At 44.0% G+C, this 25,407-nt stretch carries 27 protein-coding genes; 16 read left to right on the top strand and 11 right to left on the bottom strand.

Annotated features, from left to right (window positions below):
• Positions 1-183: 183 nt before the first annotated feature.
• The 4 genes from AZH43_RS09890 to gmk all read right to left on the bottom strand — a co-directional run bounded on the left by AZH43_RS09890 (position 184) and on the right by gmk (position 3,944).
• Complete coding sequence (locus AZH43_RS09890) at positions 184-567, bottom strand: RidA family protein (RefSeq protein ID WP_067669215.1); 384 nt, start codon at positions 565-567, stop codon at positions 184-186.
• 71 nt (positions 568-638) lie between these two features.
• Positions 639-2,744, bottom strand: coding sequence for a RelA/SpoT family protein (locus tag AZH43_RS09885; RefSeq protein ID WP_067669213.1), 2,106 nt, complete (start codon positions 2,742-2,744; stop codon positions 639-641).
• Between the two features lie 215 nt (positions 2,745-2,959).
• Positions 2,960-3,241 (bottom strand): DNA-directed RNA polymerase subunit omega, encoded by a 282-nt coding sequence (gene rpoZ / locus AZH43_RS09880; protein WP_005013174.1) that lies wholly within the window; start codon positions 3,239-3,241, stop codon positions 2,960-2,962.
• Positions 3,242-3,317: 76 nt separating this feature from the next.
• Positions 3,318-3,944 carry a guanylate kinase gene (gene gmk / locus AZH43_RS09875; RefSeq protein ID WP_067669211.1) on the bottom strand — a complete coding sequence of 209 codons (627 nt, stop codon included), beginning with the start codon at positions 3,942-3,944 and terminating at the stop codon, positions 3,318-3,320.
• Between the two features lie 134 nt (positions 3,945-4,078).
• Between gmk and ispH the strand changes: the two genes are divergently transcribed.
• The 12 genes from ispH (at position 4,079) to rplS (ending at position 14,988) form a co-directional block, all read left to right on the top strand.
• Complete coding sequence (gene ispH, locus AZH43_RS09870; RefSeq protein WP_067669209.1) at positions 4,079-5,029, top strand: 4-hydroxy-3-methylbut-2-enyl diphosphate reductase; 951 nt, start codon at positions 4,079-4,081, stop codon at positions 5,027-5,029.
• Between the two features lie 159 nt (positions 5,030-5,188).
• Entirely contained in the window at positions 5,189-5,674 is a 486-nt protein-coding gene (locus AZH43_RS09865) for a GspH/FimT family pseudopilin (RefSeq protein WP_067669207.1), read from the top strand.
• Positions 5,674-6,222, top strand: coding sequence for a type IV pilus modification protein PilV (gene pilV, locus AZH43_RS09860; RefSeq protein WP_067669205.1), 549 nt, complete (start codon positions 5,674-5,676; stop codon positions 6,220-6,222). Before AZH43_RS09865 ends, pilV begins: the two co-directional genes overlap by 1 nt.
• Entirely contained in the window at positions 6,222-7,193 is a 972-nt protein-coding gene (locus tag AZH43_RS09855) for a PilW family protein (protein ID WP_067669203.1), read from the top strand. The genes pilV and AZH43_RS09855 overlap by 1 nt, the downstream gene beginning before the upstream one ends.
• The gene (locus AZH43_RS09850; RefSeq protein WP_067669202.1) at positions 7,194-7,964 is read left to right on the top strand and encodes a pilus assembly PilX family protein; all 771 of its coding nucleotides are present in this window, start codon (positions 7,194-7,196) and stop codon (positions 7,962-7,964) included.
• A gap of 17 nt (positions 7,965-7,981) precedes the next feature.
• On the top strand, positions 7,982-11,755 hold the full coding sequence (locus tag AZH43_RS09845; protein ID WP_067669200.1) for a pilus assembly protein: 3,774 nt from the start codon (positions 7,982-7,984) through the stop codon (positions 11,753-11,755).
• 11 nt (positions 11,756-11,766) lie between these two features.
• A complete protein-coding gene (locus AZH43_RS09840) occupies positions 11,767-12,219 on the top strand; it encodes a type IV pilin protein (protein ID WP_067669198.1) in 453 nt (150 codons plus the stop codon).
• Entirely contained in the window at positions 12,213-12,653 is a 441-nt protein-coding gene (locus tag AZH43_RS09835; protein ID WP_067669196.1) for a type IV pilin protein, read from the top strand. Before AZH43_RS09840 ends, AZH43_RS09835 begins: the two co-directional genes overlap by 7 nt.
• A gap of 145 nt (positions 12,654-12,798) precedes the next feature.
• Positions 12,799-13,056 carry a 30S ribosomal protein S16 gene (gene rpsP, locus AZH43_RS09830; protein WP_067669194.1) on the top strand — a complete coding sequence of 86 codons (258 nt, stop codon included), beginning with the start codon at positions 12,799-12,801 and terminating at the stop codon, positions 13,054-13,056.
• Between the two features lie 44 nt (positions 13,057-13,100).
• The gene (gene rimM, locus AZH43_RS09825; RefSeq protein ID WP_067669192.1) at positions 13,101-13,649 is read left to right on the top strand and encodes a ribosome maturation factor RimM; all 549 of its coding nucleotides are present in this window, start codon (positions 13,101-13,103) and stop codon (positions 13,647-13,649) included.
• A 42-nt stretch (positions 13,650-13,691) separates the two neighbouring features.
• A complete protein-coding gene (trmD, locus tag AZH43_RS09820) occupies positions 13,692-14,426 on the top strand; it encodes a tRNA (guanosine(37)-N1)-methyltransferase TrmD (RefSeq protein WP_067669189.1) in 735 nt (244 codons plus the stop codon).
• 187 nt (positions 14,427-14,613) lie between these two features.
• Entirely contained in the window at positions 14,614-14,988 is a 375-nt protein-coding gene (gene rplS / locus AZH43_RS09815) for a 50S ribosomal protein L19 (RefSeq protein WP_005013144.1), read from the top strand.
• 61 nt (positions 14,989-15,049) lie between these two features.
• On the opposite strand, the gene AZH43_RS09810 is transcribed toward rplS, so the two are convergent.
• From AZH43_RS09810 to AZH43_RS09795, 4 genes are all read right to left on the bottom strand, one after another.
• Positions 15,050-16,018, bottom strand: a complete 969-nt coding sequence (locus AZH43_RS09810) for a lipase family alpha/beta hydrolase (protein ID WP_067669187.1) — start codon at positions 16,016-16,018, stop codon at positions 15,050-15,052.
• A gap of 193 nt (positions 16,019-16,211) precedes the next feature.
• On the bottom strand, positions 16,212-17,177 hold the full coding sequence (locus AZH43_RS09805; RefSeq protein WP_406564618.1) for an esterase/lipase family protein: 966 nt from the start codon (positions 17,175-17,177) through the stop codon (positions 16,212-16,214).
• A gap of 450 nt (positions 17,178-17,627) precedes the next feature.
• Positions 17,628-17,822 (bottom strand): lipase family protein, encoded by a 195-nt coding sequence (locus AZH43_RS09800; protein WP_131796931.1) that lies wholly within the window; start codon positions 17,820-17,822, stop codon positions 17,628-17,630.
• 52 nt (positions 17,823-17,874) lie between these two features.
• Positions 17,875-18,903 (bottom strand): lipase secretion chaperone, encoded by a 1,029-nt coding sequence (locus AZH43_RS09795; protein ID WP_067669180.1) that lies wholly within the window; start codon positions 18,901-18,903, stop codon positions 17,875-17,877.
• Positions 18,904-19,045: 142 nt separating this feature from the next.
• Between AZH43_RS09795 and truB the strand changes: the two genes are divergently transcribed.
• The 3 genes from truB to AZH43_RS09780 all read left to right on the top strand — a co-directional run bounded on the left by truB (position 19,046) and on the right by AZH43_RS09780 (position 21,351).
• Entirely contained in the window at positions 19,046-19,951 is a 906-nt protein-coding gene (gene truB, locus AZH43_RS09790) for a tRNA pseudouridine(55) synthase TruB (RefSeq protein WP_067669177.1), read from the top strand.
• Between the two features lie 34 nt (positions 19,952-19,985).
• Positions 19,986-20,759 (top strand): sulfite exporter TauE/SafE family protein, encoded by a 774-nt coding sequence (locus AZH43_RS09785; RefSeq protein ID WP_067669175.1) that lies wholly within the window; start codon positions 19,986-19,988, stop codon positions 20,757-20,759.
• A 130-nt stretch (positions 20,760-20,889) separates the two neighbouring features.
• On the top strand, positions 20,890-21,351 hold the full coding sequence (locus AZH43_RS09780) for a hemerythrin domain-containing protein (protein ID WP_067669217.1): 462 nt from the start codon (positions 20,890-20,892) through the stop codon (positions 21,349-21,351).
• A gap of 78 nt (positions 21,352-21,429) precedes the next feature.
• On the opposite strand, the gene AZH43_RS09775 is transcribed toward AZH43_RS09780, so the two are convergent.
• From AZH43_RS09775 to serA, 3 genes are all read right to left on the bottom strand, one after another.
• Positions 21,430-22,305, bottom strand: a complete 876-nt coding sequence (locus tag AZH43_RS09775; RefSeq protein ID WP_067669173.1) for an EamA family transporter — start codon at positions 22,303-22,305, stop codon at positions 21,430-21,432.
• A 247-nt stretch (positions 22,306-22,552) separates the two neighbouring features.
• Positions 22,553-23,419, bottom strand: coding sequence for an EamA family transporter (locus AZH43_RS09770; protein ID WP_067669171.1), 867 nt, complete (start codon positions 23,417-23,419; stop codon positions 22,553-22,555).
• A 114-nt stretch (positions 23,420-23,533) separates the two neighbouring features.
• On the bottom strand, positions 23,534-24,766 hold the full coding sequence (gene serA / locus AZH43_RS09765; protein ID WP_067669168.1) for a phosphoglycerate dehydrogenase: 1,233 nt from the start codon (positions 24,764-24,766) through the stop codon (positions 23,534-23,536).
• A gap of 352 nt (positions 24,767-25,118) precedes the next feature.
• On the opposite strand from serA, the gene AZH43_RS18115 reads away from it, so the two are divergent.
• Positions 25,119-25,407: FAD-binding oxidoreductase (locus AZH43_RS18115; RefSeq protein WP_131796930.1), on the top strand; the 289-nt coding region annotated here is incomplete at its 3' end.

The raw sequence follows: 25,407 nt of genomic DNA, 5'->3' as shown, positions 1-25,407 counted from the left end.
TTATTGATAATTATTATCGTTTGTCAATAAAAATCATTTTAAAAAGCAATGAATGTAATTGGAATATCGAATAAAAAAACACCGCCTGAGCGGAAATTCGAGTATCGCTCGGATTTCCGCGCAAGGGCGGCTCATAATTTATAGGGAAAATATAAAGTTAGAACTTTAATTTTCTTATTTAACTTATTGATTAATAATTACTATGCCGTCCATTTCAACCAAAGCGTCTTTTGGCAGGCTGGCTACACCTAAGGCTGCACGGGCTGGGTAAGGCTGTGCGAAATATTCGCCCATAATTTGATTGACCAGCTGGAAATTGGATAAATCGGTCAAGAAAATATTGAGTTTGGCAATGTCTGCTAAAGTGCCACCAGCGGCTTCACACACTGCTTTCAGGTTGTCAAATACACGCCGGATTTGAGCCTCAATGCCGTCTACAAGTTCCATGCTATATGGATCTAAGCCAATTTGGCCTGAAAGGTACAATGTATTGCCAACCAAAATTGCTTGGGAGTATGTGCCAATAGCGGCTGGTGCATTTTCAGTGTGTATCACTTGGCGAGGCATTGATTTCTCCTTAGATCTTATTCAGACATCATACCTGATATAAACACATCAGGGCTGTTTTATCGTAATAGTTAGCTGGCAATAGAGGTTTCTGCGGTATTTAAAGGCTGTGCAAGGCGGGCGATGCGCGGAAAGCCGAAATGCATGCGCAGATTGCGGATGACTTCAGCAATTTGCTTGCGGTTATGCACAACAATGCTGACATAGGTTTTATCATCATGCGTGCGAACGGATTCAACCCCTACTTTTTCTTTACGGCATTGATAAATCAGTTCAGAAACTTGTTCATCATTCATGTTGATATTAATGCTGAGATAGGCGCTGAAACTGATTTCTTCCGTATCTTCCGTATTCCATTGCAAAGGCATGATGTTTTCAGGGTGCAGATGCTGCTCATGCAAGAGGTTGTGGCAGCGTGAGCGGTGCACAATCAGTCCGCGGCGGGATAAGTGCCCCTGAATCGGATCGCCTAATACCGGGTTGCAGCAATGCGCATATTTAACGTCAATGCCTTCCGTGCCTTGAATCAGACGGTCTGAAGCGCTTATTTCCTGAGGCGCATCTTGGGCGAACAAGTGGTTCGCGACCAGCTGAGGCAATAAATCACCGACCGCAATCTGTTCATACAGGCTGTCCGGGCTGTTCACGTGCCGCCATTCCAGCACATTTTCCCAGTCCGCTTGAGTCAGATCTTTGACGGAGCGGTTGAATAGTTTCAGTGCGCGGTTTAAGGCTTGCTGTCCGACCAGACGCTGCTCGTCAATGTCTTGATCACGCAAAATATTCTGCAAAGCGCGCCGGGCCTTTTGGGTGTTGATGAAGCTCAGCCAGTCAGGATTCGGGGTGGCAAGCACATCGGTGATGATTTCTACTACTTGGCCGCTTTGAAGCGGAGTGGATAGCGGCTTGGTCTCACCGTTGATCTTTGCGCCTACGGCATGGTTGCCCAGAAATAAACTGGCTGAATACGCAAAATCGACCGCGGTCGCACCTTGCGGTAATTCATGCAAATGGCCATGCGGGGTATAGACCCAAATTTTTTCTTGATGCAGGTAATCGAGCAATTCATTGAAAGTGGTTTTGGCGCATTCGCCATCGACCAAAACATTCAGATTCTGCATGGACGCCTGAATTGCGGAGCGGCAAGCTTGCGGCGCATTTTCCCCGAGCACGACACCGAAGCGGGCGGCTTTGCGCATTAGTTCTGTCTGAATCGTCAGGGAGAGTGTGGTCTTTTCACCTTTCAGGCGCATCATGAGCGATTGGTTGCCGCCAGGCAATGGCCGGCGGATATGATCTTCATAATGCAGTACTTGAAAGCTGCTGCGCAGGATGTCTGCTAAACGGTCACAGTCGGCAATGCTTTGCAGGATAATTTCAAATGCGTGGCTGTGTGTGAGTTCTTGCAGATCAATATCATTTTTAACAAAGTGGCGCAGCAGTTCAATATTGTTGTTTTTCTTTTTGATGCGGCCGGAAATGCGGTGTTCCTGAAGCAGGGAAGTGAGGTTGTTTTCCCATTTGGTTTGATATTCGCAGCGTTTGGGTTTGGTTTGCAGCAGGGCGTCTTGGACATTGTTATACATATCTAAATCTAAATTTTGATAGCATAAATGCTCAAGGTTATCGGCCATTTCATTCATGCCGACCAGCCGGGCCATTGGGACAAAAATCTCAAAGGTTTCTTTTGCAATGCGGGCGCGCTTATCAGGACGCAGGGCGCCTAAGGTGGTCATATTGTGATAGCGGTCAGCCAGTTTAATAATAATGACACGCGGGTCTTGTAAGGTGGCCTGCAGAATTTTTCGAAAAGACGCGGCTTTATTATATTCTTTGTCACTGGAATGGCTCAGTTTGGTTACGCCGTCAACCAGTTCAGCGACCGTTTTGCTGAAGCGCTCAGCAATATCTTCTTTATTGAATTCGGTATCTTCGATGACGTCGTGCAGCAGGGCCGCCATTAAAGTTTCTGCGTCCAAGCGCATGTGCGCTAAAATGCAGCTGACAGCAATGGGATGCAGAATGTAGGGTTCACCGCTTTTCCGGGTGATGCCGTCATGCGCCACATCAGCATAATCGCAAGCTTCAAGCACACGTTCGACATCGCTTTCTGAAAGATAAGCGTCGATAATTATTTTGAGCTGCTGCTTGGCTTGGCTGACCTCTGGGCCTGGCATAGAACACCTTTTTACTGCTGAATTACAAATGAAATGGTTAATCTTCTAATGAAATGCATATTGCATGACTTGTCAATTTTTTCGGGTAAAAAAGTGAAAAAAAATTAATAAGAAAACCAAATGTAGGCTTACTTTATAACTGTTCTCGCGCAAATATAAAAGATAGAAGCATAAAAAAAGCCTAGTATAAAACTAGGCTTTTTGGGCGGATAATCTTATTGGAAAGAAAAACCGTCTAAATTCAAGTTATTTGCGGACAGTGCAAGATCCAGGCTTGACGCTTGATAATCTTGATCACGCTGTTTCAAAATGTCTTTTGATACGTGACCTTCCGCAATTTCGCGTAAAGCAACCACTGTAGGTTTGTCATTGTCCCATTCTACAGTTGGCTCAATGCCTTGACGTGCCAGTTGACGCGCGCGTTTGCTTGCCACTAGTACAAGCTCAAAGCGGTTGTCTACATGGTCTAAACAATCTTCAACGGTTACGCGTGCCATAAGAATTCTCGTTCGAGTAGTAAATTTTAACAGACTGCACAGTATAAAAGGCTTTGTCTGAAGACTCAAGTTTTAATCACAAAACGCTGGTCGGGGTAATCAATTTTTGAATTAATTCCTGATGGCGTTCGGCTTGCTGTTTCAGCACGAGGCGGTTGGCGATAATTACCGCTTCAAGATCATGCAAGGCTTTATTGAAATCATCATTGATAATGACAAAATCAAAATTGACATACTGCTGCATATCTTCAACGGCGCAGCTGAGGCGATGTTCAATGACTTCGACAGAGTCTGTGCCGCGGTTTGACAGGCGCTGGCGCAAATCGAACTGGCTTGGCGGCAAAATAAAAATTTGTTTGGATTCAGGAAAAAGCTTACGGACCTGTTCTGCACCCTGCCAGTCAATTTCAAGCAGGACATCGTGGCCTTTTGACAGCTGTTCTTTTACAGTGCGCTGCGCTGTGCCGTAATAGTTGCCAAAAACTTCCGCATATTCAATAAATCCGCCTTCTTGAACGGATGCCAAAAAGTCTTCTTTGGTTGAAAAGTGGTAATGAACGCCATCAAGTTCGCCAGGGCGCTGGCCGCGGGTCGTATGAGAAACGGAAACATGTAAATTGTTAACACGTTCAAGCAGGGCTTTAACAAGAGATGTTTTGCCTGTTCCCGATGCAGCAGAAACGACAAACAAGAGACCCGACATGATATTTTTCCTGATATGATAAAATATCTTCTCTATTTTAGAGCAGACGGCCCGCAAACAAAATAGCCGAGCATCTTTTTGTTGGCATTTATTTTAAAATCGTTTGCTGTATTGAATTGAATATTGAGGGTTCTATGGAAATTGTATTGGCTAATCCCCGTGGTTTTTGTGCAGGTGTCGACCGAGCAATTGCGATTGTGAACCGGGCCCTTGAGTGTTTTAATCCGCCGATTTATGTGCGCCATGAAGTGGTGCATAACAAATTTGTTGTGGATGACCTTCGCCAGCGCGGGGCAATTTTTGTAGATGAGCTGGATGAAGTGCCGGATGACAATATTGTGATTTTCAGTGCGCACGGCGTATCAAAATCGGTTCAGCAGGAGGCTGAGCGCCGCGGGCTGAAAGTTTTTGACGCGACCTGCCCGCTGGTGACCAAGGTGCATATTGAAGTCACAAAATATGCGCGTGAAGGTGTGGAAGCTATTTTGATTGGCCATGAAGGCCATCCGGAAGTTGAAGGCACCATGGGGCAATATGACACGAAAAATGGCGGCGTCATTTATTTAGTCGAAGATGAAGATGATGTCGCGGGTTTAAATGTCCGAAATCCAGCCAAAGTGGCTTTTGTAACGCAAACCACTTTATCGATTGATGATACGGCCAAAGTGATAGATGCCTTGCGTGCTAAATTTCCGCTTATTCAAGGGCCGCGCAAGGATGATATCTGCTACGCCACACAAAACCGTCAGGATGCTGTCCGTGATTTGGCGGCGCAATGTGACGTAGTTTTAGTGGTGGGTTCGCCAAATTCGTCTAACTCAAACCGTTTGCGTGAATTGGCTGAGCGCATGGGCAAGCATGCTTATTTGGTGGATAACGCAGAACAATTGCAGCAGGAATGGTTCTCTGAAAATTCAAAAATTGGCGTCACTGCAGGGGCCTCAGCACCTGAAATTTTAATTAAGCAGGTGATTCAGCGCTTACAGGATTGGGGGGCTTCAGCGCCTCAGGAATTATCGGGCTGTGAAGAAAATATTACATTTAGTTTGCCAAAAGAGTTACGTATTCCTGTAACACAGGCTTAAAGTGCAGACTATTTAACATTCTGATATTTTTCATAAATTGACAGATCATCGCTTTTTGGCAATGATCTGTTTTTTTATACCTTTTATCTCTATTTGTGTTGGTTTTGTAAAATTAATAGATATTATTTTTAATAGGGAAAGGGTTGTTTTGGGGGGCGTATGCAAAGAAATAATGGATTCACTTTAATTGAGCTGATGGTGACGATTGCTGTGATTGCTATTGTCGCTATGATTGCTGCGCCAAATATGAGTGAGGCGATAGCTAAAAGGCAAATAGAACGGACAACGACTGATTTTGAGAAGGCGCTTACGCAAGCTAGATCTGATGCTGTTTTAAGCCGTAAGCAAATTACGATTCATTTAGGCACTTCAGGAAAAGATACGCCCACTGAGCGTTACTGGAGTATCCCGGATGATGTGGATTTAAGCTTTAATGAGGGCGTTTGTACTGGCGGCAGCTGGAGCACTTCAGCGATTACGGCACTAACAGATATTGTGTTTTTACCCCAAGGGAATGTGTCGGCTTTACCAACCAATTTAGAAGTTAAGCTGACAAGAGATCAGGTAGATCGTTTTATTTATTTAACCAGTTTTGGGCGTGTTGCTTCGAATGCTAAATCGGCTTTTGAAGGGAGCTGTACATAATGAATGCATTTAATCAAAAAGGTATAGGCTTGGTCGAAGTCATTGTGGCTTTGCTGCTTTTAGCTATTGGGGTGCTGGGTTTTTCTATGCTGCAAATGCGGGCGATGAATGCTTCATTAGATGCATCAAAGCGTATACAGGCAATGAATTTAGCGCGTGATTTATCGGAAAGAATGAGAGCAAACAAAGTAGGCCTCGCTAAAACAATTTCAGTAAAAGACGGCGATGCTGACAAATTGGTTGATGCTTATGCAAATGCCCTTTCTGGAAAATATTATATTACGAGTTATACAGCCTCTTGTGCTGATACATCGAAATGCGACAGCAAAGATTTTGCTCAAGAAGATGTGAATCAGGTGCTGTTTAGGGCGAATACTCTAGGTATGAAAGTGGCTTTAAATGATTGCCCTGGTCCTGCCAGTAATAGATATTGTGTTTTTGTGGCTTGGGATGAAACATTGCCTATAGATGGCTCTTCAGATACAAGCTGCACCAAGAATGGCAGTTTCTTAGCAAGTTCGAAATGCATTGTTCTGGAGGCATATTAATGAAGTATTCAAAAGGTATTACATTAATTGAATTAATGGTTGCTTTAGTCATTGGACTAATTGTTATTGGAGCAGCTATGCAGCTGTTTTTGACAGGCAGCATAAATTACAGCTTGCAGAAAAACTTAGGTGAATTACAGGATAATGGCAATTTTGGGCTGAATTTTATTATTAAAGATATTAAATTATCGAATTTGGATGCTGACTTGGCTGTGATTAACGACCGCAACAAATACAGCGGCATTGTATTAACCAGTCTGAAAAGTTACTCATCTTTAACACCTGCAGATTTAGAAGTGCAGTCTGCGAATCTTCCTTTGACTTTGACGAATGCGACGGCAGATGTTGATAAATTAACACGGGCTAAAATAGGGCCAAGCAATGTTGGTGACGCGAGCGATCAGTTGGTTATTCAATATAAAGCATTTGATCCAAATGGTTTTGATTGCGAAGGCGGCGGTTTTACACAAGAAGAAATAGATCAAGGAACGTTTGTTGTTCAGCGTTATTATTTGCGCCCTGATGGAAAGACATCAGATTTAGCTCTGGTTTGCGATGCTGGTCGTTATAAAACTTTGGTGGAAACAGCAAGTTTACCGGCCGGAATTTCAGGTTTGGGGGAGCAAAGTCAAATTATTATGCGCCGTGTCGATTATTTTCATGTATTGCTGGGAGTTAAACAGAATAATTCTGATGAATTCAGCTACATGACTGTTGATGAGTATATGGGCAGCAGCAATGCATTAACTAAAGACGGTTCACCTCGTCCTCGTATTATGTCTATACAGCTGGGGGCGCTAGTGCGCGGTTACGATTCTGTAGCTGGGAATGATTCTATGCCGACATCCTTTCAAGTGCTGAATAAGAAAGTGTCCTTAAGTGACTCGAGCGCCAAAGAAAAATATGCCCGCGAAGTGGTCAGTCAAACAGTTGCTTTAAGAAATGGCTATGGTCTCATGGAGGATCTATAAATGAAGCTTTATCAAAAAGGGGCAACATTGATTGTTGTTTTGTTTGTGCTGATTTTTATGATTCTAATAGGAACTTTAGCTGTTAAGCAGAGTTTGGTTGGGTTGAATATTGCAACAAACAGTCAAATTCAGAGTTTAACCCGGCAAACAGCAGATGCGGTTTTTTTCTCACTTGAGCGGGATAATCAGGATTCTGCAGTTTTTCAGAAAAACTTAAGTTCATTGGGGCTTTTTGGCATGGTGAAGTCTGATGCTTTTTTCGATAAGGAATTGGTGTTCTGCTATCGTCCCAAAAGCCAAAAACAAGTATTCAGCCTGCAAAATGCAAGTATTGTTTATCCAGTAAGTGGAACTGAAGTAAATAATTCTGAATTGGGTGTGACCGGTTTTTGCCAATATGAATCTGGGGACTACAGCAGTGGCCGTGATTTTATGATTTCTCAGGTTGCTGTGAAAAAAAGCAGTTTATCTACTGATGTGCCTTTCAAGTTTTACCCATTAGGTACTGACACGTCTACCGTTCAGCTGGATCAAGTTCAGCCTGTACAAATTATTGTGACAACCATTATTCCGGGTGCTGCAAGCGCAACGGGGTCTGGCTGGTCTAGTTTTGATACGCAAATTAATGACTGTTTTAAACTTCATATCAATGAAAAATCAACGAAATATCCAGATCAGAAAACTGTGGCTGAGTGCTTTAGCGATCTTGGGGTGCCATATAGCCAGCAGGTTATGGATTATGCCGTCATTAGCTATGCGTCGAAAAGTTAAGGAATGAGGAGATTGACATGAATATGAAATATAAAAAACTGGTTGTTGCTATTCAATCTGCAATAATGACATCGCTAATTTGTTCGGCGCTTCCAAGTCATGCAAGTGATATTGAGTTATATAAAAGTCCTCAAGCAACGCAGACGACACTGATGTTTATGATGGATGTTTCAGGGAGTATGGATTATTGTGATAATGCAAATGGAACAGTAAACAAAGATGAGGGATGTACGCCGAATCGAATAAGTAAACTAAAGCAAGGAATGTTGCAGTTGTTGCAGGGTGATGCTTCTGCAGGCGTGGAAGCTTTACCTGACAGGCTTGTGACAGGACTTTCTGAGTTTAGTGGTAGTAGTGGAACAGGACGTATAAAGCTTGAAGCTCGTCCACTAAGTGAAATGACAGTAATTTTAAATGCACAAGTTTACAGAGAAATTCAGGCTAAATCTGGAATGGTTTCAATTACAGGTGCATCAAAAATTATTGAAACTGGTCAAAAAAGGGAAGGCAATGGCTCATGGGTAAATTACACAATTGAAAAATCCGTAAATACTGGTTCCCCTATTACTTATCCTGTAAATAATCAAGGTTCTAAAATTTTTCAAGAGTGTTTAGCGTGGGATGTAAATGCAAAATGTACGCAATGGATAAATACTGAAAAAAAAATTAATGAATTTGGAAGTGTTGCAAGTATTTCAACTAAAGAGAATGTGAACGTTATTCCTCAAAATTGGATAAAATCAGGATCAGAAACACTGAGTTCAAGAGAAGATGAAAGTTGTGGGCGTAGGTGTACAATACAATATAGGAATGTTAACGAGCAGAAATATACAGCTACAAGTGGTTCAGTAACATATGATGAGTATATGGTATATACTGGTACAGCTGAAAATACACATCGTAAAAAAATGATCCGAGAAGTATTGGCACTTACAGCAAATGGAGGGACACCAACAGATTTTGCCTATGGAGAAGTCGCTGCATATCTCATGGGCACAACTACAAAAGGTGAATCGGGTAGTGGGTTTGATAAATCATCTGCTAATAGTCTGATTCAAGATGGTTCAAACTACATTAAACCATCTTATCTAAATACCTCAGTAACGCCAAATCAGCGAGAATATACAATTAACTCTGCTAAGCAGTGTAATACGCAAGGAATTTATTTTTTAACGGATGGTGAACCAAGTCGTTCAAATGATTCAAATGTAAATTTTTTTAAAAAAACGTTAGGTACGAAGGCGAATTTATTTAGTTGTACTTCTACTCCTACTCCTTTACATTCAGATAAAGGTATTTGGAATTGTATTGGTAGCTATGCTCAGGCTTTATTAGATCCTAGTAGAAATCCAGCAGGTGTTCAAATTAAAACAGCTGTGGTTGGTTTTGGTAATGATTTTACTGATAACGTAAGTGATCCATCTGACAATGTGAAAAATGCAAAAAAATGGGGTGAAGTCGGCGGTGGTGGTTGGTACTCTGCTGAAGACTCTGTTGGTGTGGTCACGAGTGTAAATGCTTTCTTAAAAAAACTACAAAAGTATATCCCGCCCGTAACAACAGGTTCAGTTACGATCCCTGTAGATAATTTAGATACACAAAATGTGCAGCCTTGGGGCTATTTCCCGCAATTTGATCCTCAGCCGGATTCTAAAGTGAACACTTGGATTGGCAACTTGAAAAAATATGAAGTTGTCAATAATGTTTTACTGGACAGAGACGGCAAAAATGTGATTGATGCAACCACTAAAATTAGTGTTGATGATCCAAATGATTTTTGGTCAGATAATTCAATCAAAAAAACGATTACCAAAATTAAAAGAGTAGGTACGGCGGATATTGAGGAAGATATTGAGGTTCGAGTTGGCGGTGCATTGAGTCAATTTAAATTAGGCATGGTTGATAGTAAAGAACGAAAAATTTTTACAGACCGTAAAATTGATGCTCAAGGTGTTAATTCAGCAGTTTCTGATGATTCTAATTTAGTTCAAGTTAAAACGGCTGATTTAAAAGTCTTGAATACTGCAAATAATTTCTCTAAAGATCCAAAGCGCGGCTATATTGCTTCTTTGTTTGGTTATGATGTTGGGGCAACCATGGCTAAGGGGTTGGAGGATGATACAAGTACGGCCACGCAAACCAATTTTGCAAACTACTTAACTAATAATAATGCAACTTTAAGGCAGATGGGTGCAGTAATGCATTCTAAACCTGTGCTCATTACGCAATCGGGAACAACATCATATAATGATGAAACTGGTGATTTAACTTATACGGACCGTGATGATTTAATTGTCTTTGGTTCTACACAAGGCTTATTGCATATTGTGCGTGCTGGAAAAACGAGAACTGATTCAGATGCCGGCAAGGAAGTCTTTACTTTTATGCCAACTGAAATGGTTGATGGGCAATCTCAGGGATTCCTGAACCAAACTCAGCAAGGAAGTGATTTAAAATACGGCATTGATGGTCAATGGACTGCCTATACCGAATATGTCACAAAGAGCGGAACAGAACCAACAGAGCCTGTTGTTACGGTAAAAGGCGGTAAACAGTGGCTTTATGGCGGTTTGAGAATGGGTGGGAAAAGCTATTATGCTTTAGATTTATCCGATGTGACATCAGATGGCGGCACACCTAAATTAAAATTTAGAATTGATCCTGCAACTTCATTAAATTCTGCAATACGGCATATGGGGCAAAGCTGGTCTAAGCCTACCTTAACATGGGTGAATTGGAAGGGTAGCCGAAAATTAGTGATGATTGTTGGCGGCGGGTACGATACAGCTTATGAAAGCCTGACGTTCAATCCTTCATCCAGTATTGATCAGGGTGCAGGCGTGTATATGTTTGATGCTAATGACGGCTCATTGCTTTGGTGGTCAAGTGCAAATGTTGCATCAGGCTCAACATCAAATACAGAAACCTATGCTGCAAATATGAAGCGCAGTGTGGTCAGTCAAATTAAAGCAGTAGATCGCAATAATGATGGTTTAGCCGATCACTTGTATTTTGGTGATTTGGGTGGTCAAGTATGGCGTGTTGATCTTAATGCTTCAAATAAAGCAGGGGATACCGAAAACTTTGCTAAGCGCGCGGTTAGAATTTTAAATATGTCATCTGCGGCTAATGTGCCTCGTTTCTATAGTACGCCGACATTTACAATTCATAGCTCAGTCAATGGTTATTTTGGTGTTGTGACAGTTGGCTCAGGCAATTTGAGTTTTCCAATGTCTGAATCTAATCAAAATGATGCTTTATATGTTGTGTATGATAAAGATGTTGCTAAGCGTAATTTATCTGTTTTAAAGGAGAGTGAGCTTAGTACCGTAGATGTGAGTACTTCAGCTGAGGCTGATGGTAAAAAATTAGCTGTAAACACGGCCGGTAATACAGGAATTTCACTGACATTTGGTGGATGGTACTATCCATTATCGACGAAGAACCGCATGCTGAATGATAATGTGGCGATTGACAATGATTTATATATCAGTGTGTTTGATTCGACTGTTGATATTACTGATGTGGATTGCGTAGGTGGCGTGCGAGGAAAAAGTATTGCACAGCAATTTTGTTTGCCATTTGGACAATGTATGAAAAAGGACTCTGCAGGTAATAATGTTCCAGATACACGTCCAGATGATATTGAATTAGGGCGCGGAAATATTGGTATCAGCTTTGGCGGTATTGATAAAAAACGTGGTTTAGTGCTGAATTTGCCGACAGATAAAACCTTGAAATCATATCAAGGGAAAACGAAATTTATCTCTCAACGCTGGTATGAGCGCTAAAAGGTGATTCTATGTTGAAGAAAAATGGATTCACTCTGATTGAATTAATGGTTGTAGTGGTAATCCTTGGGATTATTGCTGCAATCGCAATACCAAGCTACCAAAGCTATATACGTAAAAGTACGGAAAGCAAGGTGCAGCAGGAAATTTTAAAAGTTTCAGAGCAGCTTGAAAATTATCGTGCACGAAATTTTAACTATCGAAATTTTACAGCTACATCAGTAGAAATGCCTGATGGATATGCTTTAAATATTTATGATATTGATGACACCTCAAAAAGTTTAACGGCGGGTGTGCAGGGCCGGGGATGGTATATTAAAGTTACCCCTCCAGTTGATCCTAAAAATTACTATTTCTTAATGGGAAGCAATGGGCTGAAATGTAGGTCGCATTTGGCGAGTGATGTGGATTTTAAATGCGAGCCTTGGAATGAGACAAATCAGAGCGGTGGGCAATTATGGTAAATGTTAAAGGTTTTACGCTAATTGAGTTGTTAATCGTAGTTGCGATAATTGGCATATTGGCGGCTATTGCATACCCTGCATATACACAATATGTAATTAAATCAAACCGTATTGATGTCCAAACTGAAATGGCTAGAATCGCGTCTCTGCTGCAAAGGCACAAAATGTTGAATTCGACATATTTAAACTCAGGTCAGCCATTAACTTTGTCAGATTTGGCGGTTTCAGAAGATTATCCAAACTCGACTAAAAAACTCTATTCTTTAACTTTGTCTAATGTCACAGCAGGAACATGGACTTTGACTGCAGCCCCAGAGACCTCAGCAATGCAGTCAGGTAATGGAAGTATCGTATTGGATCATAAAGGTCAAAAATGCTGGACTAAAGGTTCATCATGTAATCCAACAGCAGCCTCAAACTGGGACGGCAAATAAAATCTAAATTCAAAATTGCGGATAAACAAATTTTGATCTTTCTTTCAAAGGAAAGATAACGTAAAATATTGCCCTCTATGAAAGGGGTTTGAAATGTGTCGATGGTCGATGCAGGGATAATCCGTAAAAACTATAAGGTTCTATCATGGTTGTTATTCGTCTTGCACGCGGTGGTGCTAAAAAACGTCCGTTCTACCAAATCATTGTGACTGATAGCCGCAATGCACGTGACGGTCGTTTCATCGAACGTATCGGTTTCTTCAACCCTACAGCTCAAGGTAAAGCAGAAAAACTTCGTTTAGATGCTGACCGTTTTGCTCACTGGGTTGCTCAAGGTGCTCAACCGTCTGAACGTGTTGCTTCTTTAGCTACTCAAGCTAAAAAAGCTGTAGTTGCTGCGTAATTAATTCTTTATTAATAAATGTTTTAATTATCAGCAGGTAACCCATGACACCAACACAGAATGTGCCCGAAGATCGGATTCAGATTGGACAGCTGCGTTCAGCATATGGATTAAATGGGTGGCTCTGGGTCTATTCCAATACAGAACCTATGAGCAACATCTTTGACTACCTGCCGTGGTACATTGAAACCAAGGCAGGTTGGCAAACAGCAGATGTAAAACGCTGGAAACCGCATGGCAAAGGCTTAGTGGTTGCGCTGAAGGGGGTCATTGACCGCACTGCAGCAGACCAATTGGTTGGCGCCAATGTATGGATATCGAAATCGCAGCTGCCTCAGGCGGGCGTGGACGAGTATTACTGGTCAGATTTGAAAGGCTTGACAGTGTTAGGCCTGGATGAAGAAGAGCAGGAAATCAATCTCGGTCAAATCCATGAACTGTTTGAAACAGGCGCCAATGACGTGATGGTGGTTCGCGCTACCGCAGACAGCGTCGATGGCGAAGAGCGCATGATTCCATGGCATAAAGATGTGGTGCAGCGGGTTGATCTCGAAGCTGGTCGTATCTACGTGAATTGGGGCGTAGATTATTAATCCTTTTAGGATTAACGCAGCAGGAAAATAGAGGAGTCTGCGATGTTTTTTGCAGTCATTACGCTTTTTCCTGAAATGTTTGAAGCGATTACAGCCTACGGTATTAGCGGGCGCGCAGCAAAAAACGAGATTGTGCAAGTCCATTGCATCAATCCTCGTGAATTTGCTGAGGGCAACTACAAAAGAGTGGATGAACGTCCATTTGGCGGTGGCCCCGGTATGGTGATGATGGCTGAGCCTTTGGCAAAAGCGATCATCCGTGCCAAAGAGCTTGCAGTGCAAGCAGGCGCAGTTCATGTTCCTGTGGTGTATATGTCACCGCAAGGAAAGACCTTAAATGAATCTGCAGTACAGCAGTTTGTCGAATATGACGGCCTGATTGTACTTTGCGGACGTTATGAAGGTGTCGATGAGCGGCTACTCCAAAAATATATTGATCAGGAATGGTCAATCGGAGACTACGTTTTATCGGGTGGAGAGCTGCCTGCGATGGTTTTATTGGACAGTATTATCCGGAGGCTTCCGGGTGCAATGTCTGATGAGCAATCCCACGTGCAGGACTCATTTGTGGACGGTCTTTTAGACTGCCCGCAATACACTAAGCCAGATCATTTTGAAGGTTTGGATGTCCCTGAGGTTTTAAAATCCGGGCATCATGCAAATATTGAAAAATGGCGGTTTTTGCAGCGTTACCAGCGCACCTTGGAACGCCGGCCTGAGCTGGTTGAACAAGTTGAATTGAGCAAGCAGCAAAAAAAATGGCTAAAAGATTTGTAAGGCATTGATGAGTAATCATTTCTGTCTTCGAACACCGTACTTAAAGTCGTTTTTAAGTATTCTTTAATAGGCTCTTATGTTTGAAGTGGTCAAGCATAAAGAGAAAGATAATCGGGTGTATGCGCTTTAGCCTCTATACCCAGCGGATATCAGACCTCTTCTGACCCGCACATATTGGAGATACCCCATGAGCGGTAAGCATCCTTTAGTTCAAGTAATTGAAAACGCACAGCTAAGAACTGATCTACCTGAATTTGCACCAGGTGATACAGTGATTGTTTCTGTAAAAGTTAAAGAGGGCGATCGTGAACGTCTTCAGGCTTTTGAAGGTGTTGTAATTGCGAAGAAAAACCGTGGCTTGAACTCAGCGTTCACAGTACGTAAAATTTCTAGCGGTGTTGGTGTTGAACGTGTTTTCCAAACACATTCTCCAATCGTAGCTAAAGTTGAAGTTAAACGCCGTGGTGATGTTCGCCGCGCTAAACTTTACTACCTACGTGAATTGTCTGGTAAAGCTGCGCGTATTCGTGAAAAATTGCCAGCTCGTAAAGTTAAAGCTTAATTTTAAGTTTTTGCATGAGTTAAAAAATGCGCCTAAAGGCGCATTTTTTTATGGCTGTATTTTATAGGCCTTGCAGTTTTAAGCGGTTGGCATGCTGACGGTAAACATCTACAGGGTCTGGCGCAAACAGCGCTTTTAGGCCAAGCACCTGATTAACTTCATCTAAATGATTCCAATTGTAGTCATCCCGAATGGTTTTGCCAAATTTGGCGCTGCATTTGGAGACCAGTCCATCATTGTCTTTGCCGCCATCAATTAAAAGGGCGGTGAATTTAAGCGCAGAATCTAAATCCAGCAGATTGGTAATTTGTCCTGTTCCGGCAAATGAATAGTTATATATGCCTTGTTCAAGCGCTTTGCCGTCCCCGCAAGCTGTGTTGGGCATGCCCAGCGGGAACTTTGCGTTAAATACGGCAGAACCGGCCAGAGTCAAACTGTTGCCTCCTGCTAATGCATCATGCGGATAGCTGTTTGGGTCTAAGCCTTGCGCCCAAGTGATGGCTTTGGATACAAAGTTAACTGCGCCGACCAAGGGTGCCTCCACAGGCGTGCCTTCGGCTTTTAAAATCAGGTCAGCCACGGGAGAGCCTTTATTCGGCCCCGCGATACTGGTCAGTGATGCCACCACATCAGGGCGCACGCCCGCCACATAGCGGATAGTCGGCCCACCATGCGAGTGTCCGACCAAATTCACTTTAGCTGCGCCGGTGATGGCGCGAATTTCAAGTACTTGCTGCAGCAGCTGTTCACCGCGGACTTCGGTCGAGTTTAAAGGGGATACACGGGTTGCCCACGCGCTGGCGCCATTGCGCGCTAAATCAGGCAAAATTTGGTACCAGTAATCTAAACCTAATTCATCTGTGCCGACGCGGATAAAACCGGCCATGCCGTGATTGAAGACAATGGGGTATTGGGTTTTGGCATAAGCCGAACTGACTTTATCCGCTTTCACCTGCGTGGCCTGTGAAGCGCCTGCGTTGCTGCCGATAAGTAGGGAAATTAAACCGGCAGTGAGAAATCCATATTTCATTGGTGCATCCTCTAGTTTTAAGTATTATTTTCTGACAATAAAGGTTGTCACTGATATAAAAACAGTCTGAAGCCGGAAATGCAAAGCAGTGCAGATAAAGCGTATCAGCAGTTGTAACAAATTTTATTGATGTAATTTTGGGAACAAAAAAGCCCGCACGGCTTTGGCGGGCTTTAATCTTTCAGTTTTGAACTTATAGGCCTTGAAGCTTCAAGCGGTTAGCGTGCTGGCGATACAGCGCGACAGGATCTTGCGCAAATAAGCCGGTTAAGCCGAACAGCATGTTGGCTAAATCGGTGTGGTTGAGCTTGTAGTCATCACGGATCACTTGGCCAATATATGCGCTGCAGCGTGACACCATGCCGTCATTGTCTTTATTGCCGTAAGATAAAGGCCCCAATTGCATCAGAATAGTGTCAATATCCAGCAGGTTGGTGGTTTGCGCAACGCCAGTCCATGAATAGTAGCGCACGCCTTTGCTGTCGACAGAATTCAGCTGTTTGCTGCAGTTTTCCGAAGACGCTAAAACACCGTCGCTCACCGCGGATTTTGCCACAGTCGCATTGAAGTCAGCAGAGCCTGTTTGTGACAGTGATTTCATGGATGCATCAAAATCAATTCCCAGTTCAGGCTTAGCTTGCGCCAAAGCAATCAGCGGGCCGACGATATAATCGCCTAAAATATTAAAGGCGGTTTTCGTCAGCTTGTTGTTTTGGATGTCATCTGCAACTTTAGAGCCGTGATAGGTGCCGGCAACCCCAGTGATGGACGCCAGATATTGCGGTTTTGTGGCCGCCACATAGAGCACGGTTGGTCCGCCATGAGAGTGGCCAATTAAATTGACTTTATCTTTGCCGGTAATGGCAAGCACGTCTTCAACTTGAGCAATCAGCTGTTCACCGCGGTATGCTGTGGTATTGGCTGGGGACAGCTGCGCGGCAAAGACAGTTGAACCATTGCGCGCCATATCCGGCAGGATTTGATACCAGTAATCAATATTAAAAGCTTCATTGCCAATGCGTGACCAGCCTAACCAGCCATGAACCATTAAAATTGGATATTTTGTTTTGGCGTAATCAGATTTTGCAGTTTCCGTCACTTGTAAAACGCTTGGCGCTGCTTGCGCGCTTGCCGATAATCCTATCGCTAAGCTTGCCATGATGCCCAAAGAGGCAATTTTGGCTTTGGTTGTTAAAATACGCATATGCATTCCTTTGATTGGAGTTGTTGTTATTTCTGTTCTAGTAATTTGCAACGTGTAAGGTGTAACAAGCTCTCTGATGCATCTTGAAAAGGATGTTCAAGAGTTCTGCGCTGAACATCTGAGGTGTTATTTTTAGAGAGTGAAGATAAAGCAGATGCCACGTTATTTTTTCATGAAACTTAATAAATTCCATATCATTTTAGGACGCGAGATATCCTGAAATGCCATATATTTGCTATACATTTGTCCTGAAAAGCTAAGAAAATATGGATGCCTGATAATTCTATTCTTTCTGTTTTCTATCTAGAAATGGGCTGTATTCATGTTTTAAATATCAAAAAATGGATGCCGATGCATTCATTTTTTGAGAGAAGCGGCTGCAATAAAATTATAATCCTTGCCGCTTTAATCGGTTCGCATGCTGACGGTAAAGCCGAACATGCCGTGGGTAAAGACAATCGGATATTTCATCTTGGCACAGTCTGATTGGGCTTTGGCCATAACCTGCTGCAGCCCTTCGCCAGCCTGCGCTTGGGACAATCCCGCAAGGCTGACGCCGGCAAAGAATGCGGCTGCAAGATATTTATTTTTGTTTTGCATTGATTTCATTCTGAATCAAGTTTTTCCGGCGCCGGACTGAATATCCTCAGAATTATTCACTGTACGGCAGTTTTCCGCCCTGATCATGCACGGTTTCAAATGTGCTGACACGGAGCTGATCCTCTTTGCTTTGGAAATTTTGATTGCGCAGCTGCTGCACAGCTTTCTGTTTGGCGTCATCGCTCATGCCGCTTTTCATAATGCTGTCGCGTTCTGTCAAATAGCTGTTCACATTATTTTTCCAATCCGCCCGCTGCGTATCTAAAGTTTCTAAGCGCTGAGTGGCTTCAGGCCCGACCAGATTGGTGCGCATTTGGTGAATTTCTTCCGCTGAGCCGCCGCGCGCTTTAATGTCTGCGGTAAGCTTGCGCAAATCTTCCAGCTTGTTCAGCTGTTCCAGATTTTCTTTCCAGTCCTCCGGCAGTTCATCAAACAGCGCTTTTAATTTTTGAGCTTTTTCCGTTTCGCTGAGTTTTTTGTCATTGATGACATCCATGCGCTTTAACGTGTATTCGTGGTAAATGTTTTCTGTCCCGAACAGCCCTTCAATTTCGTAGTCTGAAAAAAACTGCTTGCGCATATTTTGCGTGCTGTTGTAAATGGAGCGGTAATACTGCGGATCGTCCTGGCTGATATTGGCAGGCGCCTGCAGCGTGCCTAGACGCTCGCGGTAATCCATGTAGCGGTTCCACAGGTCTAAAATCTGCGACAGGGCCGGTTCTTTATAGCTTTGACTGATGTAGCCTTTGAAATCTTTTTTAATTTGATCTATCGATTTTTCACCGTACTGCGTAATGAAGTATTCAAAGCAGTTGCGGGTCTGTTCATTGACAATCAGCCGGCCAGAACTGTCTAATTTCATTTGGCAGTTGATTTCTGTATCTTGCTGGCTTGGGCTGTAATACGGCAAGCCGCTGGAAGATTGCGCGCCTGCCTGCGCAGCATGGCTGCTGCCTGCTTCGGGCTGCGCTGTATTCTTGACCGATGAAGCTTGACCATCGTTTGGCGCTAACCAAAAAATAAATGCGCCAATGATAAGGATTGCCGCGGCGGCAATGATCCATAATTTATATTTCTGCATATCCTCATGCACCTTTTATCCGTTTTATTTGTTTTATAATTTATGCAATGCGACTGAATATGCCACAGCTTGATCACAAAATCACAGAAAAGTTGTAAATATTCGGTTACCATTGCGGAGATTCCTCTCGCTTATTTTTACCATGAAATCATCTTCTCCTAAAATTCAGCGTCGTTCTATCAGCGGTGTTTTCCTTTTAAATAAACCTCTGGGCATCAGCTCGAATGCGGCGCTGCAAAAAGTCCGCTGGCTGTACCGCGCACAAAAGGCAGGCCATACAGGGGCACTAGATCCGCTGGCATCCGGCCTGCTGCCGATTTGCTTAGGAGAGGCGACCAAGTTCTCGCATTATCTGCTGGATTCGGTTAAGCGCTATCAGACCACCATCTTCTTGGGGCACAGCACCACAACAGGCGATACTGAAGGTGACGTACTGCAGCAGTGCGCCGTGCCAGCGCTGTCAGAACAGAGTATTCAAGCTGTTCTGCAGCAGTTTACCGGCGATATTCTACAAGTGCCTCCGATGTATTCGGCATTGAAAAAAGAAGGCCGCCCGCTGTACGAGTTGGCGCGAAAGGGAATTGAAATTGAACGTGAAGCGCGGCCCATTACCATTGAGGCAATTCAGCTGCTGTCCTATACCGCTGATAGCATCACGCTGGATGTTACCTGTTCAAAAGGCACATATATCCGCGTTTTGGGCGAGGACATTGCAAAGGCTTTAGGCAGCTGCGGTCATTTGACTTATTTGCATCGGATTAAAACCGGGCACTTTGAGCTGATTCCGAGCTATACCATTGAATATTTGGAAGCGCTGAGCGAAGCGGAACGTGAAGCTTTGCTGCTGCCCGTATATTCTCCAGTCGATCATTTTCCGAAAGTGCAAGCGCCGGAAGGCCGTGCTGAATATTTCAGCCGCGGCATGGAAAGCAACATTGAGCATGAAGCTGCCCCCGAAGCGCTGGTTTTTGATGGCGACAAATGCTTGGGCTTAGCAGAAATCACCGAGGGCAAACGCTTGGTGCCTAAGCGCGTATTGAATTTGTAAAACCTGCACTGTATTTGAATTTAAGGCCAAACCTGTGGAAATTGAAATTATCTTAAGCCTGCTGTTTTTTGCTTTTTTTGCCGGCGCAATTGATGCGGCAGTGGGCGGAGGCGGCCTAATTCAGATTCCGGCGATCATGAATGCGATGCCGCAGCTGTCTCCAGCTACGGTATTCGGCACCAATAAACTGTCATCAATTTTTGGCACAGCTTCGGCCTCATATACATTTTTACGCCAGGTCAAACTGCGCTGGAAGCTTTTAGCGGTGATTGCCAGCTGTGCTTTTATTGCTTCATTTGCAGGGGCAGCCTGTGTGACGATGGTGCCTAAAGAAGTGCTGCGGCCGTTTGTTTTGGTGATGCTGATAGTAATTGCCATCTATACCTTTATGAAGAAGCAGTTTGGACAGGTGCATATCCGTCAGGAGCTGACCCCCAAAATATTGCTGCTGGCGGCTGCTGGCAGTTTAGCCATCGGCTTTTATGACGGCATTTTTGGGCCGGGTACAGGCAGTTTCTTTATTTTCTTTTTTATCCGCTACTTAAAAGCAGATTTTCTGCATGCTTCGGCATTGTCAAAAATTGCAAACCTAACCACCAATTTAGCGGCTTTGAGCTTTTTTGCGCCTACGGGGCATGTGCTGTTCGCCATTGGCGGCATGATGGCTGTGGCCAATATTTGCGGTTCAATCGTTGGGGTAAAAGTCGCTTTGAAATACGGCAGCGGCTTCATCCGTATTTTATTTTTAATTTTGGTCAGTATCCTGATTCTGCGCTTGGGCTATCAGACGATTACTGGACAAGCCTGAACAAAATTTAACACAGGCTTACAGGCCTCAGATGCAGATTGCAATAGTATAAAAAACAGGCGTCAGCCTGACTTTAAAATAAATAAGCATTTATTGCACATCTAGCCAAGCATCAGAGGCCATCATGAAAATGAACATATTTGAAGCTTTACGCCAAAGTCATGAGAAACAGCGGGATCTTGCAGAAAAACTGCTGAAAACGTCGGGAGATACGCCTGACCGCCGCAATTTATTTGATTTGCTGAAAAACGAATTATTTGCCCATGCGGTAGGCGAAGACCGCTATTTATATATTCCGTTAATGATGACGGATTCAGGACTGAATATCACCCGCCATGCCTTGGCGGAACATCATAAAATGGATGAGCTACTGGAACAGCTGACCGAGACAGAATTCAGCAATCCGGGCTGGCTGGCAATTGCTAAAAAACTTTCCGAAACCGTGCATCATCATTTAAAAGAAGAAGAGCATGGCTTTTTTCAGCAGGCTGGAAAAATATTAAGCGCAGATCAAAAAATGTCACTGGCGCAGCAGTATTTGGCTGAGTATGAAAAATACAAGCAGAAGGAAAAAGACAGCTTGGTGGAATGAACTGCTTAAAGTTCGAAAATAATCGATTTGCAGACTCGAACTGTCAGCCGCTTCCAGAAGCTGTATGCTTCTGGATTTTTAATTGGTTGGATTTGTCTGCCGCTGAGAGGCTTTGAGGGTGACGCCTACTGAGGCAACCATCACGCAGAGCAGCGCAGCCCATTGCAGCGTGCCAATTTTTTCCGCCAGCAAGACCAGCCCTGTAAGTGCCGCCAATGCCGGTGAAAGGCTGGACAGTGTGCCGTAGCTGAGTTTATTCAGCTGTTTTAAGGCTTTTAAATCCAAGGCATAGGGAATTGCAGTCGCTAAAACCGCAATGGCCAAGGCTTTGCCCCAATACTGCGTTTCCAGCAAAGCAGGCGCATTGCGGTATAGGCCAATCGGCAGCAAGGCCAGTGCCGATAAGGTGATGGCTATGGTCAGCGCATGCATGCCAATGTTCTGATGTACGACTTTTTGCCCGAAATAAATATAGAATGCCCAGCAAAGTCCGGCCCCTAAGGCGCACGCTGCGCCAGTCATGGAGAAATCTGTCCCTGCGGTTTGTCCCCACGGCACCATTAAGGCGATTCCCAATATTGCCAGCAAAACCCACACATAGTCACTGCGCCGCTGAATAGACAGCAAGGCCAAACCCAAAGGCCCGATAAATTCCAGTCCGACCGCAATTCCTTGCGGCAGTTTGCCCAGCGACATATAAAAAAGAACATTCATGCAACAAAGCGCCGCGCTGTAGCACAGCAGATCGCGCCATTTTAAGTAAGACAGCCGTTTCACAATCTGCCATGAACGGAACATGACACAAACAATGATGGCGGCAAAGCACAGCCTTAAAATGGTGACAGACAAAGGATCCAGCACCGTAAACAGCTGCTTTGCAAATGATGCGCTGATTTGATATGACACCATGGACAGCACCATGTACAGCACAGCAATAAATTGAGCGTTCGGCATAAGACAGTCAGCAGCAGGGAGCGGATTAAAATAAGTTGCCGAATTATAGCGGTTATTTCGAGATAAAAAGATGAAATATCAATACTGAAGAATGAATTCAGTTCAGGTAAAAAATAGGGTTCGTTTCAGCAGAATTTAAATGAAAAGCAAAAAAATTGTCCTGCGGCGAGCTGGTCTTTGGCGCTAAAGAGTGCTGAAACTGCATTTTGGGAATAAAAGCATGCAGTTCTCAAATTCTGTCCTGCCGCTATTTTTTGGCTTTTTGCGTAGTCACTGTGCAGCCAATAGATGCGGCAATAATGACAGTCAGCGCCAGCCATTGCGTCCACAGCAGCTGTTCACCTAAAAACACAAAGCCTGATAAGGCGGCAATTGCAGGCTCTACACTCATGAGGGTGCCAAAACTCAGTGCAGATAAATTCCGCAGCGCCATCATCTCTAAGCTAAAAGGCAGGGCGCTGGCCAATATGGCCAAAGCAATAAAGAAAATAAAATTAGACGGCTCAAATACCGCAGCGGGCATGCCGGTCAAAAGCGCAATAGGCAGCAGGCAAAGCATGCCGACAAACATGCCTAAACACACGGTATGATTGCCGGATATGCCGGAAGGTTTTTGACCGGCCACAATATACAGCGCCCAGCAGGCGCCTGCGCCTAAAGCAAAGGCAATGCCTAACGGATCTAAGCTTTGCGAAGCCTGATCAAAAGGAAACAGCAGCGCCAAGCCTAAAACCGCCAGTCCGACCCAGACAAAATCAAATTTTTGCCGTGCATAAAACAGCGCGACACTGAGCGGGCCAATAAATTCAAATGATACCGCAATGCCAAGCGGAAGCCGGTCAATAGATAAATAAAACAGCGCATTCATGCCGGCTAAAGCCATGCCGTAGCTGACAATCGCTTTCCAGCGCACCTGCTTAAAGTTGACCTGCCAGATTTTAAAAATCAGCGCCAAAATAATGGAACCCAGCAAAAGGCGCAAGCTGGACACGGTCATAATCGGAAATTGATTGAACAGAATTTTGGCAAGAGAACCGCTGCTTTGCATACTGATCATTGCAATCAGCAGCAGAAACAGAGCTTGCACATGGGGCGTATTTTTTAAATTCGTCATGCGCTCAACATACTAAATTTGGTTTGATGCCTTGCGGAGCGGGAGATAAATCACAAGACGTTTAAAAATAAAAAAACCACAGGCCGAAGCCTGTGGTTTTTCAATAGAATTGAATTAGAACAATACGCGGACGCGGATTGTGCCTTCAACTTCATGAAGAGTATCAAGCGCTTCTTGAGATGCAGTAGCGTCTACATCCATAACAAGATAGCCCACATCGCCTTTAGTCATTAATGACTGGCCAGAAATGTTGATGCCGTGCTCAGCGAACAGGTTGTTGATTTTAGACAGCACACCCGGTACGTTTTTATGAATGTGAAGCAAACGGTGTTTGCCTTCAGTCAATGGAAGCGCAATTTCAGGGAAGTTCACTGCAGATAAAGTCATGCCTTTATCTGAATAAGCAACAAATTTTTCTGCCACTTCAAGGCCGATGTTTGCTTGCGCTTCCATCGTTGAACCGCCGACGTGAGGGGTTAAAATCACGTTTGGCAAGTTGCGCAGCGCAGAAACAAATTCTTCACCGTTGGCTTTAGGCTCTTTCGGGAATACATCAACCGCTGCGCCAGCAATGTGGCCAGATTTGATTGCATCAGCAAGGTCATCAATAAGAACGCACGTGCCGCGCGCCGCATTGATGAAGATTGAACCTTCTTTCATTTGAGCAAACTGTTCTTTGCCCATGAAGTTGCGTGTAGAAGGAACATCCGGAACGTGGATAGACACCACATCGGCATTGGCAAGCAGTTCACCCATAGAACCCACTTGACGCGCATTGCCTAAAGGCAGTTTTGTTACCGCATCATAGTAAATCACTTGCATGCCCAGGCCTTCAGCCAGAACTGAAAGCTGAGAGCCGATCGAACCGTAACCGACGATACCTAAAATTTTACCGCGTGTTTCGAATGAACCAACTGCAGATTTGTTCCAGCCGCCAGCATGCGTATCTGTTGATTTTTCAGGTACGCGGCGAAGCAGCAGGATCGCTTCTGCAAGCACCAATTCAGCCACAGAGCGTGTGTTTGAATACGGTGCGTTAAATACAGGAATACCGCGGATCATGGCAGCATTCAAGTTGACTTGGTTGGTACCAATACAGAAACAGCCCACAGCAATCAGTTTGTTCGCCGCTTCAAACACTTCTTCAGTGAGTTGAGTGCGCGAACGGATACCGATGAAGTGCGCATCTTTAACCGCTTCTTTCAGCGCGTCGCCTTCCAGCGCTGTTTTACGGTAATCGATGTTGGTGTATCCGGCAGCATTTAAAGTGTTGATTGCGTTTTGATGAACGCCCTCTAACAACAAGAAACGAATTTTATCTTTAGGCAGTGAAAGATGTTGGCTCATTACGGCTCCGCTACAAAGGCCAAATTTAGTGGCGATATAATAGCATAGGACAATGCGCGATATACATTTCCTTTATGGCCCCAATGAGCGGTATTTTGACAAAATATGTGTCAGTAATTGTCGCGTGCGGTCTAATTAAGCCTGTAATTTCAAAGGTGACATTGCAAAAACAGGTTTTTCTGCGGGTTTTGCCAAAAAATGCCTTATAATATGCACTCGTGAAAAGAGGATGTGATTTCTGTTCCTTTTTTATTCACGCCTGCCTAAAATTAAATCTGTGCCGCCTAATGCGCAACTGAATGATTTCTAGGCTATTTACAACTTGTTTTACTTCTTGCAAGGTCTGAAAACGATGAATGCTCCAGTCGCTTTAACCCCAGAGTTATTAACCCAATTGACCGCTATTGTCGGTGAAAACCGCATTAAAACTGATGCGGACAGTCTCGAAAATTGGGGACGTGACCATACCAAGCACTTCGACCCAAACCCGTCGGTCATCGTTTTTCCGTCATCGACCGAGCAAGTGCAGGCCATTGTTAAGCTTGCGAATCAATTTAATACCGCAATCACCCCATCTGGCGGACGCACAGGCTTATCTGCCGGCGCAGTCGCGACCAATGGCGAAATTGTGGTGAGMMTRS

The sequence above is a fragment of the Acinetobacter pragensis genome, assembly GCF_001605895.1.
In the GTDB taxonomy this organism is placed as follows: Bacteria; Pseudomonadota; Gammaproteobacteria; order Pseudomonadales; family Moraxellaceae; genus Acinetobacter; species Acinetobacter pragensis.
The sequence above is the reverse complement of the archived record's forward strand: the minus strand, read 5'-3'. Positions and strand labels throughout refer to the sequence as shown.